We start from the raw sequence: 16349 nt of genomic DNA, 5'->3' as shown, positions 1-16349 counted from the left end.
GGTCGGGCGCGCAGCCCCCCCGCCGGATCACAACTGGGCAAAGGGGTTCCCCCCCCCCCCCCCGGACGAGGCCCCTTCAGCCGGGCTTTTTTTCCCCCCCCCCCGCCCCCGCCGCGTCTACAGCCAAGGCCCAGGCACCTCCAGCCCGTCCGGCGTTTGAGGACGAGGCCCCTTCATTCAGGGCCGAAGTGGGGGTCTGGGGGCGGCAGCCCCCAGGGACGGGATGGGACGGGTAAGGGCGGCGGGGGCGAAGAAACGCCTGAAGGGGCCGCCCGCACCACGGATGGCGGGCAGCCCCTTCAGGGGTGATTCAGTGACCGGAGATCAGGAGGCCTTGGCCTCTGTCTTCTCCTCGACCTTCTTCGCCGCAGCGACCGGCGCCGGCTTCGCAGCCTCGTAGAACTCCTCACGAGGAGTCTCCAGCGCACCCAGCGCCACAACCTCACGCTTCAGGAACATCGCCAGCGTCCAGTCAGCGAACACCCGGATCTTCCGGTTCCACGTCGGCATCGCCAGACCGTGGTAGCCGCGGTGCATGTACCACGCCAGCCGGCCCTTGAGCTTGATCTTCATCTTGCCCATGACGATCATCGCGACGCCCTTGTGCAGGCCGAGACCCGCGACAGCGCCCTTGTTGGAGTGCGCGTACTCCTTCTGCGGGAAGCCCCGCATACCGGAGACCACGTTGTCGCCGAGCACCTTCGCCTGCCGCAGCGCGTGCTGCGCGTTCGGCGGGCACCAGGCGTTCTCCACGCCGGCCTTGCGGGCGGCCACGTCCGGCACCTGGGCGTTGTCGCCCGCGGCCCAGACGTAGTCCGTACCCGTGACCTGGAGCGTCGGCTGCGCGTCCACGTGGCCGCGCGGGCCCAGCGGCAGGCCGAACCGCGACAGGACGGGGTTGGGCTTGACGCCCGCGGTCCACACGATCGTGCTGGAGTCGACCTCGAGGCCGTTCTTCAGCACCACGTGGCCGTCGACGCAGGAGTCCATCGACGTCGAGAGGTAGATCTCGACCCCGCGGCTCTCGAGGTGCTCCTTGCCGTACTGGCCCAGCTTCGGGCCGACCTCGGGAAGGATCTTGTCGGCGGCGTCGACGAGAATGAACCGCATGTCCTCACGGGACACGCTGGTGTAGTACTTCGCCGCGTCGCGCGCCATGTCCTCGACCTCGCCGATGGTCTCCGCACCCGCGAAGCCACCGCCGACGAAGACGAAGGTGAGCGCCTTGCGGCGGATCTCCTCGTCGGTCGTGGAGTCGGCCTTGTCCAGCTGCTCGAGGACGTGGTTGCGCAGGCCGATGGCCTCCTCGATGCCCTTCATGCCGATGCCCTGTTCGGCGAGGCCGGGGATCGGGAAGGTGCGGGAGACCGCGCCCATGGCGATGACGAGGTAGTCGAAGGGCAGCTCGTACGCCTCACCCACGAGGGGGGAGATCGAGGCGACCTTGCGGTCCTGGTCGATGGTGGTGACCCGACCGGTGAGAACTTCCGCCTTGGGCAGCACACGTCGCAGCGGTACGACGACGTGGCGCGGCGAAATGCTGCCGGCGGCGGTTTCGGGGAGGAAGGGCTGGTAGGTCATGTACGACCGGGGGTCGACGACCGTGACGGTCGCCTCGCCGTAGCGCATCTTCTTGAGGATGCGCCGAGCTGCGTACAGGCCTACGTACCCACCGCCTACTACGAGGATCCTGGGACGCTCCGTGGTGCTCATGCCATCGAGTATCCACCCGGTCCAGGGGGGTCGCTCGTGCGCCCCTTCACAAGCTTATACGCCCCCTCTGCTACACTGCGCGGCCCGCATGGCCGAGGCCGTGTCGCGCGAGGGGGACCAGAGGGCGGTACGCCCCGATGTCAATGCCGCGTGAACTGCCCTTCCAGGCTGCCGGAGGGACTGAACCAGCCCCCCGCAACACCCCCTGGAAACACCGTCGAAACGCTCCCCGGAGCACGCTCCCACCCCAGGTGAGCCCCCGAAAAGGCCCTCCGGACGACGTTCGTCGCCCAACAGGACCGAATTCCTTGTGAAGAACTTCACGAAGTTTCTCGGGAGAGCGTCACCGGGGGGCCTCGGACAGCCCCCCAAGTGCGCTCATACGCCGTCCGGCCTGCTCAGGAGAGACGGCGCGATCGGCCAGGCCGGCACCGCAGCCGCTTCGCCGCCGCCGGGCCACTGCACGCAGACCTGCGACCACGCCCCCTCCGGCACATCCACGCGGACACAGTCCTGGCAACGTGTACACGCAAGTGCGTACCCTAGGTCCATGACCGATAACAGCGTGACCGTCAGGGAAGCACGCGCACATCTCGCGGAACACATCAACCGGGCCGAGCAGGGCACTCCGACAGTCATCACACGCAACGGCGCCCCGGTGGCCGCGGTCGTGCCGATCACCGACTTCGAGGCACTGGAGGAGGCGGCCGACGTGCTGCTGGCCCGCGAGGCGGAAGCGGTTCTGGCCGGCGACGGGCCCACCGTTTCGATGGCCGAGCTGCTGGCGGATCTGTTCAGCGAGCGCGGTGAGGGCGCGGCGTGAAGTACGCGTTCCGATTCACTACGGCAGCGCAGCGGCAGCTCCGGGCCGTCAGCCGACTTGATGCCATGCGCATCCTGACCGCGCTGACCGCGCTCGGCGACGATCCGTACCGTGAGGACGCCGACGTCAAGAAGCTCACGGGCCCGTCCGGGCTCTACCGGCTCCGGGTCGGAAGCTTCCGGGTCGCCTACCAGATCACCGATGGTGAACTCGTCATCCTCGTCGTCAAGGTGGGCGACCGGCGGGACGTGTACCGCAACCTGTAGTCGGTCAGGCCAAAGACCAGCCGATTCCATCCAGAATGTCGTGCTCGCTCACCACGACCTCCGACGCCCCGATCCGTTCCATGATCGACAGGAGCACCAGAGCCCCCGCGCCGATCACGTCGACGCGTCCCGGATGCATCGACGGGATCGCCGCGCGCTCGGTGTGCGTGGACCGGAGGAGGCTCTCGGTGATTTCGCGGACGCGGTCGTAGGAGATCCGGGAGTGGTGGATGGCCTCCGAGTCGTACGCGGCCAGGTTCTGCGCGATCGCCGACACCGTGGTGACGGATCCCGCGAGCCCCACCAGGGTGCGCGCCTCGCCCAGTGGCACGCTCTGCTCCGCCAGGTCGAGGGCGGCCTCGATGTCGGCGCGGACGGCCGCGATCCGCTCCTCCCCCGGCGGGTCCAGGACCACCCCGTCCCGGACCAGGTGCCGCTCGGTCATCCGTACGCACCCGATGTCCACGGACCGCGCCGCGCGCACCCGGCCGTCGCCGACCACGAACTCGGTCGAGCCGCCGCCGATGTCCACGACGAGATAGGGCGTGGCGAGGTCGTCGCGCCCCGCGAGTTCCCTGGTGGCGCCGGTGAAGGAGAGCTCGGCCTCCTGGTCGCCCGAGACGACCTCGGGCTCGACACCCAGGATGTCCAGCACCCCCCGTACGAACTCGTCCCGGTTCTCCGCGTCCCGCGAGGCGGACGTCGCGACGAAGCGCAGCCGTTCGGCGCCGTGCTCCTTGATGACGGCGGCGTACTCCCGGCACGCGGCGAAGGTCCGCTCCAGGGCCTCGGGAGCCAGCCGCCCCGTACGGTCGACGCCCTGACCGAGGCGGACGATGGTCATCCGGCGGTCCAGGTCGACGAGTTCACCCGTCTCGGGGTCGACGTCGGCGACGAGGAGGCGGATCGAGTTCGTACCGCAGTCGATGGCGGCGACACGGGTCATGGGGCGGTCCTTTGCAGCCCGTCCGGCGTTTGAGGACGAGCGCGTTCAGCGCGAAAAGGGGGGCTGGGGGCCGCAGCCCCCAGGGATGGGACGGGTAGGGGCGGCGGGGGCGAAAGTCACTCGGGCGGCATCACACACGGCCCCTTCGCCCACCACTCCGGCAGCATCGCGATCGCCTCGTCGCCCAGCGGGTTCACCCCGGGGCCGGCGGCCAGCGAGTGGCCCACGAGGACGTGCAGGCACTTCACGCGGTCCGGCATGCCGCCGGCGCTCGGGAAGCCCTCCAGGACCTCGATCGCGTCACGGCGTGAGATGTAGTCCTCGTGCGCGGCGCGGTAGGACGCGGCCAGCTCGGGGTCCGTAGCGAGCCGTTCCGTCATCTCCTTCATCACGCCGTTCGCCTCCAGCGTGCCGATCGCCGAGGCGGCGCGCGGGCACGTCAGGTAGTACGTCGTGGGGAAGGGCGTGCCGTCCGGCAGGCGCGGCGCCGTCTCGACGACATCCGGCTGCCCGCAGGGGCAGCGGTGCGCGATGGCGCGCAGCCCGCGCGGCGGGCGGCCCAGTTGCTGCTGGAAGGCCTCGACGTCCGCGTCGGTCGGCTCGGTGCGCGGGGTGGGAGGCGGGGGCGTGTCCATACCTGTCTTCTCTGTTCCGTTCACTTCACTGGTCGGCTGCGTCGGCCTTGTCGACGCCGTCCCAGACGTTCGCGTACCAGGGGCGGTCGGCCGCGCCCAGGTCGGCGCGCGACTGCTTGGCCGCGTCCGGGTCGATCACGATGTACCCGGTCTCGCCCGGCATCACATAGTGCAGCCGCTGCCTGATCTGCTGCTTCGCGTACGCGTCGTCCTGCCAGCGTGCCTTCAGGTCGCGCAGCTGCTCGACCCGCCGACTGGCCTGGTCGCGTTCGCGTTCCGTCTCGGCGATGTCGGCGCGCTGGGAGACGTACTGCCTTATGGGGTAGGCGAGGGCCACGACCAGCGTGCACAGGACCAGGACGAGCAGGGCCGCCCGGCCGGTCAGGCGGGAGCGGCGGGCCTGGCGCTTGGTCTGCGAACGGTAGACACGGGCCGCCGTCTGCTCGCCGAGCAGCTTGATCCTGGTCGCGGTGGAGAACCGGTCCCGGTCCTTCACAGCCATGTTCCCCGCCTCCCGTTCACACGCGCGTACGTCCCCGCACACGGTACGGGACCGGGTACGGGGACGTACGGACGACGCTGCCTAAGCCACTACGGCGACTGCGGCCGCTGCTGTCGCTCAGCCCTTGAAGCGGGGGAAGGCGCTGCGCCCGGCGTACACCGCCGCGTCGTCGAGGATCTCCTCGATGCGCAGCAGCTGGTTGTACTTGGCGACGCGGTCCGAGCGGGCCGGGGCGCCGGTCTTGATCTGGCCGCAGTTCACGGCGACGGCGAGGTCGGCGATGGTGACGTCCTCGGTCTCGCCGGAGCGGTGGGACATCATGCACTTGAAGCCGTTGCGCTGGGCCAGCTCGACGGCGTCCAGGGTCTCGGTCAGCGAGCCGATCTGGTTGACCTTGACGAGCAGGGCGTTGGCCGAACCCTCCTCGATGCCACGGGCGAGGCGCTCCGGGTTGGTGACGAAGAGGTCGTCGCCGACGATCTGGACCTTGTCGCCCAGCTTGTCGGTGATGGTCTTCCAGCCGGCCCAGTCGTCCTCGTACAGCGGGTCCTCGATGGAGATGAGCGGGTACGCGGAGACGAGCTCCTCGTAGTACTCGGTCATCTCGGCGGCCGTACGGGACTTGCCCTCGAACTCGTACTTGCCGTCCTTGTAGAACTCGGACGCGGCGACGTCGAGCGCGAGGCCGATCTGCTCGCCGGGCACGTAACCGGCCTGCTTGATGGCCTCGATGATGAGGTCGAGCGCGGCGCGGTTGGACTCCAGGTTCGGGGCGAAGCCGCCCTCGTCGCCGAGACCGGTGGACAGACCCTTGGTCTTCAGCACCTTCTTGAGGGTGTGGTAGATCTCGGCGCCCCAGCGCAGCGCCTCGGAGAAGGACTCCGCGCCGATGGGGGCGATCATGAACTCCTGGATGTCGACGTTGGAGTCCGCGTGGGAGCCACCGTTGAGGATGTTCATCATCGGAACGGGCAGCAGGTGCGCGTTCGGGCCGCCGAGGTAGCGGAACAGCGGGAGGTCGCTGGCCTCGGACGCGGCGTGGGCGACGGCGAGGGAGACGCCGAGGATGGCGTTGGCGCCGAGGGAGCCCTTGTTGTCGGTGGCGTCCAGGTCGAACATGGCCTGGTCGATCAGGCGCTGCTCGGTGGCGTCGTAGCCGACGAGCTCCGGGCCGATCTGCTCGATGACGGCGAGGACGGCCTTCTCGACACCCTTGCCGAGGTAGCGGTTGGGGTCACCGTCGCGCAGCTCGATGGCCTCGAAGGCGCCGGTGGAGGCGCCGGACGGGACGGCGGCACGACCGGTGCTGCCGTCATCGAGGCCGACCTCGACCTCGACGGTGGGGTTGCCTCGCGAGTCGAGGATTTCCCGGGCTACGACGACGTCGATGGACGGCACGAGCATCTCCTTATGGAATGTGACGCGGGTACGCGGGGCCACTGGGGCCTCGCGAGTACGGGGCCGCGGCGGCTCCGCGATGATGAGCCTAACCGGCTCCGGGCGATCGGCCAGCCCTCCGACCACCCCATGGACGGAACAGGTCCGGAACCGAGGGTAAACATTGTTCCCCCGGGGAACAAAAAGCCCCGCTCCGATGCGTACGGGGGAGAACGCACCGGAGCGGGGAGCCCGTGGGGGACGGGGGTGGCCCTCACGAGGCCCTCACCTGGAGGGCACGGACGCGAGAGCACTGTGGTTCACCTTCGAGCCGGCTGCTTTTCGCATCGCCCTGGGGGAGGCGCCGACGGTCAGGTGAGGGGGGTCAGCGCGGTTCAGCCGTGTCAGCCGAGGTGCAGCTGCTGGCCCGGGTAGATGAAGTCGGCGTCGTCGATGATGTCCTTGTTCAGCTGGAACAGCTTCTGCCAGCCGCCCTTGACGTGGTGCGCCTCGGCGATCGCGCTCAGACTGTCGCCTGTGACGACCTTGTACTCGCCGTCGCCCTTCTTGACCTTCTTGCCGGTCGGAGTGGTGACGGTCTTCTTCGCGGCCGGCCGCTCCTGCGAACGGGACGCCTGCTGGTTGTCGGCGGAGCGGGTGAAGGTCTCGGTGGAGCCACCGGAGTTGCCGGAGCTGCTGGAGTCACTGGAGCTGCTGGAGCCGCTGGAGCCGCTGGAGCCGCTGGAGCCGCTGGACGAGTTGTCGCTCGTACCCGCACCAGCCGAACCCGAACCCGTGTCGCTGCTCGAGCCGCCGTCGTAGGAGGCGCCGGACAGGCCCGTGCCGCAGACCGGCCAGGCACCCTTGCCCTGGCTCGCGAGGACCTTCTCGGCGACGGATATCTGCTGGGACTTGGAGGCCTGGTCGGCGGTGCCGGCGTACGCCGTGCCGCCGTAAGCGGCCCAGGTCGAGGCGGAGAACTGCAGGCCGCCGTAGTAACCGTTGCCGGTGTTGATGGACCAGTTGCCGCCGGACTCGCACTGGGCGACGGCGTCCCACTCGGCGGAGGTGGCCGCGGAGGCGGGGCCGACCGCCAGCAGCGGCACGGCGACGGCGGCACCGGTCACACCGGCGATGGCGACGGCGCGGCTGGCCTTGGACGGACGACGGTGCTTGCCCTTGCCGGAAAACAGCATGAAAAATCCCCTCACCGACGCCTGCGAGGTGAGCTGTCGGGTTCGGGCCGGTTGAGTTGCCCGGCCGTACGCCCCTTGCGGGCGGCGTACGGCTTCACCCCGAGCCGCTCCGGACAACTGCCCGGTGCGGCGCCTACCTTGGGTCCCCCGCTCCTGCCTACGGCGCTTCGCAGCGACGACTGTTCCCGTCCGGCCGTTGGCAGGATTCGGCGTTGCGACCGACGGGGCCCACTGTGGCGGGCGATGACGACCGTAAACAGCTGATCCTCTGAAATACAAAGACGATCAGGGCTTCTGAGATCTATCTCTCACCGCATCCATAACGGACATTCAGCTCTATTTGCGGCGCTAACTCCGGTTACTTTTGCACCGGTTCGACACCTACAGCAAGGTTCTGACCGGGGAGGATAAGGTCCGGGTCAGTACCGACGGAGCGCTCATTCTCGGCGAAGAGCCCATGCCACCCGCCCGCGAGGTCAAGGGAGTCGGCGATGCTCCAGAGGGTGTCCCCGGTGCGCACGGTGTACGACCCCTCGGCGTCACCGCGGTGACGGCCGGTACCGGGAGTGGCTACGGCGCCGGTGCCACCGGCCTCAACACCCGCACCCTGCCCGGATTTACCCTGCTCTCCACCCTTTGACACACCTATGGGCGAACTGTCGCTTTCCGGTGAAGCTGCCGCACTCGGCGACGAGGAAGACGGGGACGGCGAGACGTCGGACTCGGCAGAGTCGCGGGAGCCGGTCGCCGCCGGGGCGGACGGCGAGGGCGTCCGGGAGGACCCGGAGGCCTTGGCCGCGCCCGAGGAGTCGGCGGAGGAGGACGCCGGGGGCGTGGAAGAAGAGGAAGAAGAGGAAGGAGAGGACGACGGAGAACCGGAACCGGAACCGGACTGGGAGCCGGAATCAGGCTTGGAGTCGGCCTCCGACTCCGGCTTGGAGCCCAGACCCAGCCCGGAACCCGAACCCGACTCCGAGGCCGAGCCCGAAGCGGAACCCTCGACCACACCGGTGTCGACGTTGGCCGAACCGGTGTCCTTACCGAGGCCGGACAGCAGCGCACAGGCCTCCCAGGCCCCGGCCCCCTGATCGGCGAGTATCTTCTCGCCGACGGCGATCTGCTGCGACCGGCTGGCCTGGTCGGCGCTCGGCGCGTAGGCGAGGCCGCCGTATTTCACCCAGTCGTCCTGGGTCAACTGAAGCCCGCCGTAGTACCCGTTGCCGTCGTTGGCGCTCCAGGAGCCGACACTCTCGCACTCCGCGACCCTGTCCCAGGTGGCACCGCTGGCCGCGCTCGCACCGGTCGCGCTGAGCAGCGGAATGGCCATGGCGGAGCCGGTCACGCCGGCCGCGACCAGCAGAGCCGGGGCCTGACGGGGGCGACGGTGACGACCGTTCCCGGAGAGCATGCGGTTGCCTTTCACGAGACAGCGGGGATCAGTGCGACGGCTGATGCAGTGATGCAGTGGCTCAAGGCATCGCACTGGTGCACGAACGTATCGGCACACGATCACTTGTCACAAGTTCATGCCGCGCAGATCACGTGAAGATCACATTGCTGAGGGAGTGTCACCTCCTCGTGATCTCCTACGGCACCGTCGGCGACGGACGCCCGGATTCGTGAACCGGTGTGAACTCGACGGGCAGGGTGCGCAGTCCACGCATGATGAGCCCGCCCCGCCATCTCAACTCGGATGGGTCCAGGGCGAGTTGCAGATCAGGGAGGCGGGTGAGGAGAGTGGCGAGGGCGCTGCGTCCCTCCAGCCGGGCGAGCGGGGCACCGAGGCAGTAGTGGATGCCGTGGCCGTATCCGAGGTGCTGGTTGTCCCGGCGGCCGAGGTCGAGGGTGTCGGGGTCGGCAAACCTCGCCGGGTCCCGGTCGGCGGCGGCGAGGACGACGAGGACGGGATCGCCGGCCGCGATGTCCTGTCCACCGATGGTGAGCGGTTGGGTGGCGAAGCGCCAGGTGGCCAGCTCGACGGGGCCGTCGTAGCGGAGGAGTTCCTCGATGCCGGTTTCGAGGAGGGAGGAGTCCTCGACGGTGAGGGAGGCCTGGAGGCGGGCACGTTGCTCGGGGTGGGTGAGGAGGGCGTAGACGCCGTTGCCGATCAAGTTCACTGTCGTCTCGAAGCCGGCGAAGAGCAGGATGAACGCCATGGCGGCGACTTCGTTCTCGGTGAGGTGCTCACCTTCGTCGGAGGCCCGGATGAGCCCGGAGATGAGATCCTCGCCGGGCTCGGGCAGGTCGGACAGCGCCTCGCGCTTGCGGTGGATCAGCTCGGCGAGGTAGCCCCGCATCTTCTTGACGGACCGGGCGACCCCGCCCCGGGGCCCTCCTCCGTGCCGGATCATCATTCCGGCCCAGTCCCGGAAGTCGTCCTGGTCCTCGCGGGGTACGCCCAGCAGGTCGCAGATCGCGTAGATGGGCAGCGGGAACGCGAACTCGTGGATGAGATCGGCGGAGCCGCTCGTCGCGAACTGGTCGATCAACTGATCGGTGAGTTCCTGGACGCGGGGCGCGAACTCAGCGACTCGGCGCGGAGTGAACGCCTTGGCGACGAGTCTGCGCAGCCTGGTGTGGTCCGGCGGATCGATGTTGAGCAGATGGGTCATCAACTCGGCCCTGCGCTCACCGGGGATACCGGTCTTGCCCTTGGCGTGCGCGGGCTCGTCGTGATGCGCCGGGTTCTTGGACAGCCGGGGATCGGCGAGGGCCTGCTTGGCGTCCCCGTACCGCGTAACCAGCCAGGCCTCGACCCCACTGGGCAACTTCGTCCGGTGCACGGGCGCGTGCTCACGGAGCCAGGCGTAGGCGGGGTAGGGATCGGTGGCGAATTCCCAGGTGAAGAGTTCGGGGGCGGGGGGCTCGTCGTAGCGCATGGGCTGACCCTATGCAGGAGCAGGAGGGGCTCGCCTATTTGTAGGAGCCCCTCACAGCATGCCAACAGCGCTGAGCACTGTCTGCGCGACAACAGGGTTGTCCGGGAGAGCACCCCGCCCGCCGAGGAAGGACGTACATGGGTCGCACTTCACCGTGACGTCGGCCAGTCAACACCCGTGATGCTGCGATCCGACTTCAAGAACTCCGGAGGCAGCGTCGTCAGAACGCCGCAGACGGCCTCCTCGACGTTGCTCCCGGCGCCACCGGGTCCGGCGCGGTCGTTGGATCGAGACGGAACCCGACCTGACTGACGATCCGGTATCGGGCGTGATCAGGGTGCAACCGTAGGTGCCCGACGGCCCACTCCTGCGGATCAGTGTCTCCGTTGTCGAGCGACTTGTTCTCGATACAGCTGGCGCATTCGACCCACCTGCGCGACGGCAGCGCTTCTACCTTCAGATGGGCGAAGAGGTCGGGGAAGGGTTCTCCCGTCACCGTCGGGCCTTCTTCCAGTCGTGTGGGTGGCGCTGGATTTCCACCGCCAGATCCGTTGCGTGCGACGGGTCGTAGGCGGGGCTACGGGAGTTGGACGCTTCCCTCCACTGCCGGGCAAGGGCGGCGCAGACGTCGCACCCTCGGACCGGTTCCGGCTCGAATGACGTCGGATACGGAAGCTCCACCGGTTTCCCTTGCGTCGTCTGCGTCGCCATCTGTCCACCTCCGCTAACTGCCTTCTCAGGGTCACCACGATTACGCGGGGAGTAGCGCGCATGCGATCCCCCACCGGTAATCTCACCGTGAGATGGCTTTTGTCTCGTGCGGGGATATCGGGGGCTTCCTATGTCGACAGCGCTGGTGCCGATCGATCTGCCTGATTGGTCGTGGGAGCGTGCCGAGGTACGTCAGTCACTGCGAGCAAGGGACATCGCCGCCGTGTTCCGCCACGTACAGCAGTACTCCGGCGCGAGTCAGTCGCGTATCGCGACCGCGACAGGGATGACTCAGGCTCGCGTCAACGAGATCATCAACGGACGTCGAGAAGTGGTGCGCCTCGACGTGTACGAGCGGATCGCCGATGGATTGCGTATGCCCGACGACGCGCGACACCTCCTCGGTCTGGCGGCCGGCCGTGAGAAACGCAACGGAGGCGCTGCCTTCGACCTTGCCGCGTTCCCCGAGGTAGTCCGGGTCTACGCGGCTCAGAACGCCGCAGCCGAGGAGATCCAGCAGCAGGCGCGCACAACACAAGAGTTGGATGTGTTGGCCGTGCGCGGTCTCGGCCTGATCGGCTTGAACGACAGCCTCCTGCGCGCTTGCCTCCCGCGTGAGCAGGGCGGCAAAGGGGTCCGCGTCCGGGTGTTGCTCCTCGACCCGGACTCCGACGCGCTCACCCGACGAGCTGCGGAGATCGGAGAGTCCGCCGAGTCCCTCGCCGGCGGAGTACGCCTGACGGAGGCGCGACTACGGGAGCTGCTGGCCGACGGCTGCGACATCCAGGTGTACCGGTATCGCATGCTTCCCACCTGGCGGCTCATTCGCACGGACACCACCATGTTCGTCAGCGCTTTCGACGCCGGGTGGGAGGGCCACGAGAGCGCTACGTACAAGGTGATGGAAACGCCGCACGGGCCCCTGTTCCGAGGGTTCCGAAGGATGTTTGATGCTGTCATCGACGGCGCACAGCGCACGGTCTGAGGAGAGAGGAACTTGCCCATGATCGAGGCTGAGTTGAAGGCTCGCGTCCACTCGCCCGAGGCAGTTGTGCGCCTGCTCGACGAGCGCGCGACGGCCCGCGTCGAGGTGTACCAGGACACCTACTACGACCGGCCTGACGGAGCCCTGGAGAAATCCGACCAGGAATTGCGCGTGCGTACCGTCCATGGCGCTGATGGAACCCGAACGGTCCTCACGTTCAAGGACGCGGCCGTCGACGAGGTGTCCGGCTCGAAGCCCGAGCACGAGACTCAAGTGACGGACGCCGAGGAGATACACGCAATCGTCCGTGGCCTTGGCCATGCGCCGGTCATCGCCTTCGAGAAGCGGTGCCGAAATTACACTTTCGAGGCACAGGGCCGACGTATGCTCGCCACCCTCGTCCGTGTCCCTGAGATCGACGGCACCTTCCTTGAAGTAGAGACCATCGTTGAAGAGTCCCATCTGTCGCAGGCACTCAACGACATCCGCGCCGTCATGACGGATCTCGGGATCAGCCCTCATGACCTGACGCGTGAGACGTATACGGGAGCTGTAGCCACTCAGAGGCTCTGAGCTCACAAGAGCCAATCGGCGAGTCGCGGATTCCAGGTGAAGAGTGCGGTGGCAGGTTGGCGGCGGGGTGATCAGTGCCGAACCTCGTCACCCCTCGTCGATCACTCCCGCCACGCCCTCCCGCACCCGCACCGCATCCCGATAAGCCCGCGCGGCGACCCGCAGTGCCGCCTCCGGGTCCACGCCCTCCGACTCCGCCCGTACCGCCAGCTCCAGCAGCTCGTAGCCGATGCCCTCGCCCCTCGGCAGCGGGACGTCGAGGCCCGCCGTGTGTGCCCGGGACGCCAGTTTCGCCGTGAGGGCCAGGGCGGGCTGGCCGAGGGGGACGCCCTCCGTCACCGAGGTGCGGCGCTTCTCGATCGCCTTGGTGCGCAGCCAGTGCTCCTTGACGTCCTCCGGTGTGGACGCCGTCGCGTCGCCGAAGACGTGCGGGTGGCGGTGGATCAGTTTCGTGACGATGCCGGCCGCCACGTCGTCGATGGAGAACGGGGTGTCCGTGTCCTCCTCGGCGATACGCGCGTGGAAGACGACCTGGAGCAGGACGTCCCCCAGTTCCTCGCGCAGCTCGTCCCGGTCGCCCTCCTCGATCGCCTCGACGAGTTCGTACGCCTCCTCGATGCCGTATTTCGCCAGGCCCTTGTGGGTCTGGCGGGAGGACCAGGGGCACTCCAGGCGGATGCGGTCCATCACCTGGACGAGGTCGAGGAGGCGGGCGCCGGGGAGGTCGTAGGAGGCGGGGAGGAGTTCCAGGTCCGGCATCTGTACGCGGCCGGAGCCGGCGAGGCGTGCCAGGCCGTCGGTGAGGGCCGGGTCGCCCTCGCCCGTAGTCACGACCACGACCGTCCGGGCGCCGGCGCAGGCGTGGACCAGGTCCTCGGCGGTCGGGGAGGTCTCCTCGACCGCTATGCCGGCGTCCCGGAGATACGGCAGCTGCGGATGCGTTCCGTCCGCGCACAGCACTCGGTCGGCCGCGTGCAGCGTCTGCCAGGCGGGCCAGGACAGCAGGCCGGGGGCGACCCGGTGGCTGGTGGTGAGCAGGACGACACGACCGGGGTCGGTCTCCGTCTCCGGCGCGGTCTCGAAGCCGCTGGTTGCGTTCACCATCCGAACGTAACCCACGCCACCGACAGCCCCAGCAGTTGTCCACAGGCCAGGCGCTCACGGACGCGGCATGAGCACCCGGCGCCCGCACACCCGTACGGACAACCGTTACGCCGCATCCGTCACGGCGTATCCGTCACGGCGTATCCGTCACTCCGCATCCGTCACGGCGTATCCGTCACGCCCCCTGTGGCGTCTGCGGTGCCGTGATCTCCCGTACCCAGGGCGTCTTCGCGTCGACGCGGCTGCTCTTCTGGACGTCCCAGGTGCCGTAGCGCGGGTTGAGGTCGACGTGGAGGGTCTTCGAGGCCTCGGACATCGCCTTCCAGAACGTGGCCTGGCCGTCCGGCGTGTTCATGTCGGCGCCGAGCGCGGCGGCCAGTTTCTGGGCCACGATCTCGGTGTGCAGGCTGTCGTCGAGGCGCGCCGGGGCGACGCCGTACTGCTGGAGCCAGCTGCCCTCCAGCGCCTTCGCGCCACCCGCCTGCTGTTCCAGGGAGGCCCGCAGGCCCTGGACGTCCTTGCGGGTCACGGTCACGCCCGCGTTCTTCGCCGCCTGGTTGAGGACGCGGTCGAGGACCATGGTGTGCAGGGTGTCCCGGGTGAGGCTGCCGGTTCTGGCGACGGCCTGCGCGTACTGGGCCCGGTCCGGGGTGGCCACCCGCTGCGCCGTGCGTACCTCCTTCACCCTGCTCTCCAGCTGCGTGACCGTGATCCGCTGCCCGCCGACGACGGCGGCCGCGCCGGGATGCGCGTCGTTTCCGCAGGCGGTGAGGAGGGGGGCCGCGGCGACGATCGCGGCGGAGAGAAGAAGCGCGGTGCGACGACGGCGGTGCAAGGAAGCCTCCTGAGGAGATTGTGCAGCCGGGCACAAAGTCTTGCGGTGATCGATGTTAGGCAGTGGCTCGGCTCTGGCCAAGCCATTCGACCAACGATTCACCGGGACTTCGGGCACCGCCTCCGCAGCGCTCGCTCCCCGTGGCCTCCGGCCTCGCCTCAGCCAGTGATCGCCACCGGGGCGTCCCACGCGTCACGGTCCACGGTGATCGTGTAGCCGCCGCGGGTCTCCTTGCTGTTGACCATGTACTGGTGGGCCCGGCTGTGGTTCGTCCACTGCGTCGCGGCGAACGGCCAGTCCGCGGTGGTGGTGTTCTGCTTGTCCCACAGCGCGTACCACATGTTGCCCGGCAGGTCGGTGCGGTCGGTGGCCTGGGCGATGGCCTTCGCGCTGGAGCTGGTGAAGCCGTAGTAGCCGGTGCGGTACGTCTTGGCGTGCAGTGCCTTGTCGAAGGCGCGTACGTATGTCAGTACGGCGTCGTTGCACGCCTTGTTCGTGATGTCGTACGACTCCATGTCGAGGTAGACCGGGCTGCCGGCCTTGATGCCGAGCGCCGAGGCCTTGGCCACCGCGTCCGCCGCGTCGGTCGCGCCGAGGGAGGCGGCCGTGGCGGCGGTGAGCTTCTCGGGGCTGGAACCGGTCTGGCAGGACGGCTGGGCGCCGACGTACAGGGGGATGAGTTTCCAGCCCTGCGCGCTGACCGTCTTCACCCAGGGGGCGGTGAGGTTGGGCTGGGCGCAGCCGCGGTTCTTGCCGCCTATGTAGACGGCGGCGGCGCCATAGAGGCCGCCGTGCCAGGCCTGCATCGCGGCGGCGGAGGGTGCGGTGCAGGTGTCGAACGCGCGGCCGGTGTAGGTGCGCTGGGCGGGCCAGGTGGTGGCGGCCATCGAGGACTGCGCGGCGAGCCCGGCCCCGGCGACGACGGCCGTACCGGCCACCGCCCAGGTGATGTATCTGCGCTTCTTGGACTGCCGGTGACTGGACACCACGTACCCCACCCCTGGTTCTGCGACACGACGTTCTACGTGACTACGTTCTACGCGACGACGTTCTGCGACTCGAAAGCAGGTCGCAACATAACGGGCCCCGTTCCTGCGTTCGGGAATATTCAGCCCCTGAGAACTACAAGATTCCCTCAAGCCACCGCAAACCCTAGCCGCGCACCTGTCCCAGCCACCCCAGGGTCCGCCGGATCTCCGCCGCGAGCGGATGGCCGGGGCCGCGCAGACGGTCCACGTCGTGGAGGAGGCGGGCGAGGGTGTCGTGGGCCGCTGTGCGGTCGCCGAGGGCCAGGAGGAGGTGGCCGATGCGGCGGCGGACGTCGAGGGAGAGTTCGGGATCACCGGCGACGTACTGGTTCTCGTAGTACGGCAGGAGGGCGCGGTACTCGGCGAGGGCCCCGGCGGGTTCGCCGAGTTGTTCGAGGCACTGGGCGGCTTCGTAGCGGAAGCGCAGCGACTGGGGGTCGGCCTGGCCGGCCTCGGCGGCGCGTTCGTCGGCGAGGCGGCGCAGTTCGGGCAGGGCGCGGCGGTACTGGCCGTCGTCCATGAGCGTGGCCGCGTACTGCTTGCGGAGGGTGCGGACGACCGGGGAGTGCTCGCCGTGCTGGTCGGCGGCGGCGGGCAGGATCGCGCCGAGGATGTCGACGGCCTGGGTGATGCGGCCCTCGCCGAGGAGGCGCTTGACCTCGTCGACGGCTCCGGCGACGTCGGGTCTCTCGGCCACGGGGGCTGCCGTCGGCTGGGGCGCGGGGGTGCGGGCGCGGTCCGGCCAGGGGGCGTGCGGGCGCAGGAAGGGGCGGGTG

General features: G+C 68.9%; 16 protein-coding genes and 1 riboswitch. Of the genes, 4 read left to right on the top strand and 12 right to left on the bottom strand.

What is annotated here, in order from left to right:
* Positions 1 to 324: 324 nt before the first annotated feature.
* Positions 325 to 1713: an NAD(P)/FAD-dependent oxidoreductase gene (locus ADL01_RS10505; RefSeq protein WP_053741665.1), complete on the bottom strand. Its 1389-nt coding sequence runs from the start codon at positions 1711 to 1713 to the stop codon at positions 325 to 327.
* A 550-nt stretch (positions 1714 to 2263) separates the two neighbouring features.
* On the opposite strand from ADL01_RS10505, the gene ADL01_RS10500 reads away from it, so the two are divergent.
* The gene (locus ADL01_RS10500; protein WP_053741664.1) at positions 2264 to 2536 is read left to right on the top strand and encodes a type II toxin-antitoxin system Phd/YefM family antitoxin; all 273 of its coding nucleotides are present in this window, start codon (positions 2264 to 2266) and stop codon (positions 2534 to 2536) included.
* Positions 2533 to 2802 (top strand): type II toxin-antitoxin system RelE family toxin, encoded by a 270-nt coding sequence (locus ADL01_RS10495; protein ID WP_053741663.1) that lies wholly within the window; start codon positions 2533 to 2535, stop codon positions 2800 to 2802. The genes ADL01_RS10500 and ADL01_RS10495 overlap by 4 nt, the downstream gene beginning before the upstream one ends.
* A gap of 4 nt (positions 2803 to 2806) precedes the next feature.
* Here the strand turns inward: ADL01_RS10495 and ADL01_RS10490 are convergent, their stop codons facing one another.
* The 7 genes from ADL01_RS10490 to ADL01_RS10455 all read right to left on the bottom strand — a co-directional run bounded on the left by ADL01_RS10490 (position 2807) and on the right by ADL01_RS10455 (position 10337).
* Positions 2807 to 3748, bottom strand: coding sequence for a Ppx/GppA phosphatase family protein (locus ADL01_RS10490; RefSeq protein ID WP_053741662.1), 942 nt, complete (start codon positions 3746 to 3748; stop codon positions 2807 to 2809).
* Positions 3749 to 3864: 116 nt separating this feature from the next.
* Positions 3865 to 4383 (bottom strand): DUF501 domain-containing protein, encoded by a 519-nt coding sequence (locus ADL01_RS10485; RefSeq protein ID WP_053741661.1) that lies wholly within the window; start codon positions 4381 to 4383, stop codon positions 3865 to 3867.
* Between the two features lie 25 nt (positions 4384 to 4408).
* Positions 4409 to 4885 carry an FtsB family cell division protein gene (locus tag ADL01_RS10480; protein ID WP_053741660.1) on the bottom strand — a complete coding sequence of 159 codons (477 nt, stop codon included), beginning with the start codon at positions 4883 to 4885 and terminating at the stop codon, positions 4409 to 4411.
* Positions 4886 to 5002: 117 nt separating this feature from the next.
* Positions 5003 to 6289 (bottom strand): phosphopyruvate hydratase, encoded by a 1287-nt coding sequence (gene eno / locus ADL01_RS10475; protein ID WP_053741659.1) that lies wholly within the window; start codon positions 6287 to 6289, stop codon positions 5003 to 5005.
* A 377-nt stretch (positions 6290 to 6666) separates the two neighbouring features.
* A complete protein-coding gene (locus ADL01_RS10470) occupies positions 6667 to 7458 on the bottom strand; it encodes a transglycosylase family protein (protein WP_053741658.1) in 792 nt (263 codons plus the stop codon).
* A gap of 3 nt (positions 7459 to 7461) precedes the next feature.
* Positions 7462 to 7633, bottom strand: a riboswitch (cyclic di-AMP (ydaO/yuaA leader).
* A gap of 183 nt (positions 7634 to 7816) precedes the next feature.
* The gene (locus tag ADL01_RS41645; protein WP_078960433.1) at positions 7817 to 8866 is read right to left on the bottom strand and encodes a transglycosylase family protein; all 1050 of its coding nucleotides are present in this window, start codon (positions 8864 to 8866) and stop codon (positions 7817 to 7819) included.
* Between the two features lie 178 nt (positions 8867 to 9044).
* Complete coding sequence (locus ADL01_RS10455; RefSeq protein WP_053741655.1) at positions 9045 to 10337, bottom strand: cytochrome P450 family protein; 1293 nt, start codon at positions 10335 to 10337, stop codon at positions 9045 to 9047.
* Between the two features lie 841 nt (positions 10338 to 11178).
* Between ADL01_RS10455 and ADL01_RS10450 the strand changes: the two genes are divergently transcribed.
* Together ADL01_RS10450 and cyaB are read left to right on the top strand one after the other, a co-directional pair.
* Positions 11179 to 12033, top strand: coding sequence for a helix-turn-helix domain-containing protein (locus ADL01_RS10450; protein WP_053741654.1), 855 nt, complete (start codon positions 11179 to 11181; stop codon positions 12031 to 12033).
* Positions 12034 to 12051: 18 nt separating this feature from the next.
* Complete coding sequence (cyaB, locus tag ADL01_RS10445) at positions 12052 to 12606, top strand: class IV adenylate cyclase (RefSeq protein WP_053741653.1); 555 nt, start codon at positions 12052 to 12054, stop codon at positions 12604 to 12606.
* Positions 12607 to 12693: 87 nt separating this feature from the next.
* On the opposite strand, the gene ADL01_RS10440 is transcribed toward cyaB, so the two are convergent.
* The 4 genes from ADL01_RS10440 to ADL01_RS10425 form a co-directional block, all read right to left on the bottom strand.
* Positions 12694 to 13710, bottom strand: a complete 1017-nt coding sequence (locus ADL01_RS10440; RefSeq protein ID WP_053741652.1) for a nucleoside triphosphate pyrophosphohydrolase — start codon at positions 13708 to 13710, stop codon at positions 12694 to 12696.
* Positions 13711 to 13885: 175 nt separating this feature from the next.
* Positions 13886 to 14545, bottom strand: a complete 660-nt coding sequence (locus tag ADL01_RS10435) for a SurA N-terminal domain-containing protein (RefSeq protein WP_053741651.1) — start codon at positions 14543 to 14545, stop codon at positions 13886 to 13888.
* Positions 14546 to 14703: 158 nt separating this feature from the next.
* Positions 14704 to 15531, bottom strand: coding sequence for a glycoside hydrolase domain-containing protein (locus ADL01_RS10430; RefSeq protein ID WP_053741666.1), 828 nt, complete (start codon positions 15529 to 15531; stop codon positions 14704 to 14706).
* 166 nt (positions 15532 to 15697) lie between these two features.
* The coding region (locus ADL01_RS10425; protein WP_234354580.1) for a tetratricopeptide repeat protein at positions 15698 to 16349 on the bottom strand (652 nt) is incomplete at its 5' end.

The sequence above is a fragment of the Streptomyces sp. NRRL WC-3618 genome (assembly GCF_001280005.1).
Taxonomy (GTDB): Bacteria; Actinomycetota; Actinomycetes; order Streptomycetales; family Streptomycetaceae; genus Streptomyces.
Note: the sequence above shows the minus strand (reverse complement) of the source record. Positions and strands in the feature narration are given on the sequence as shown.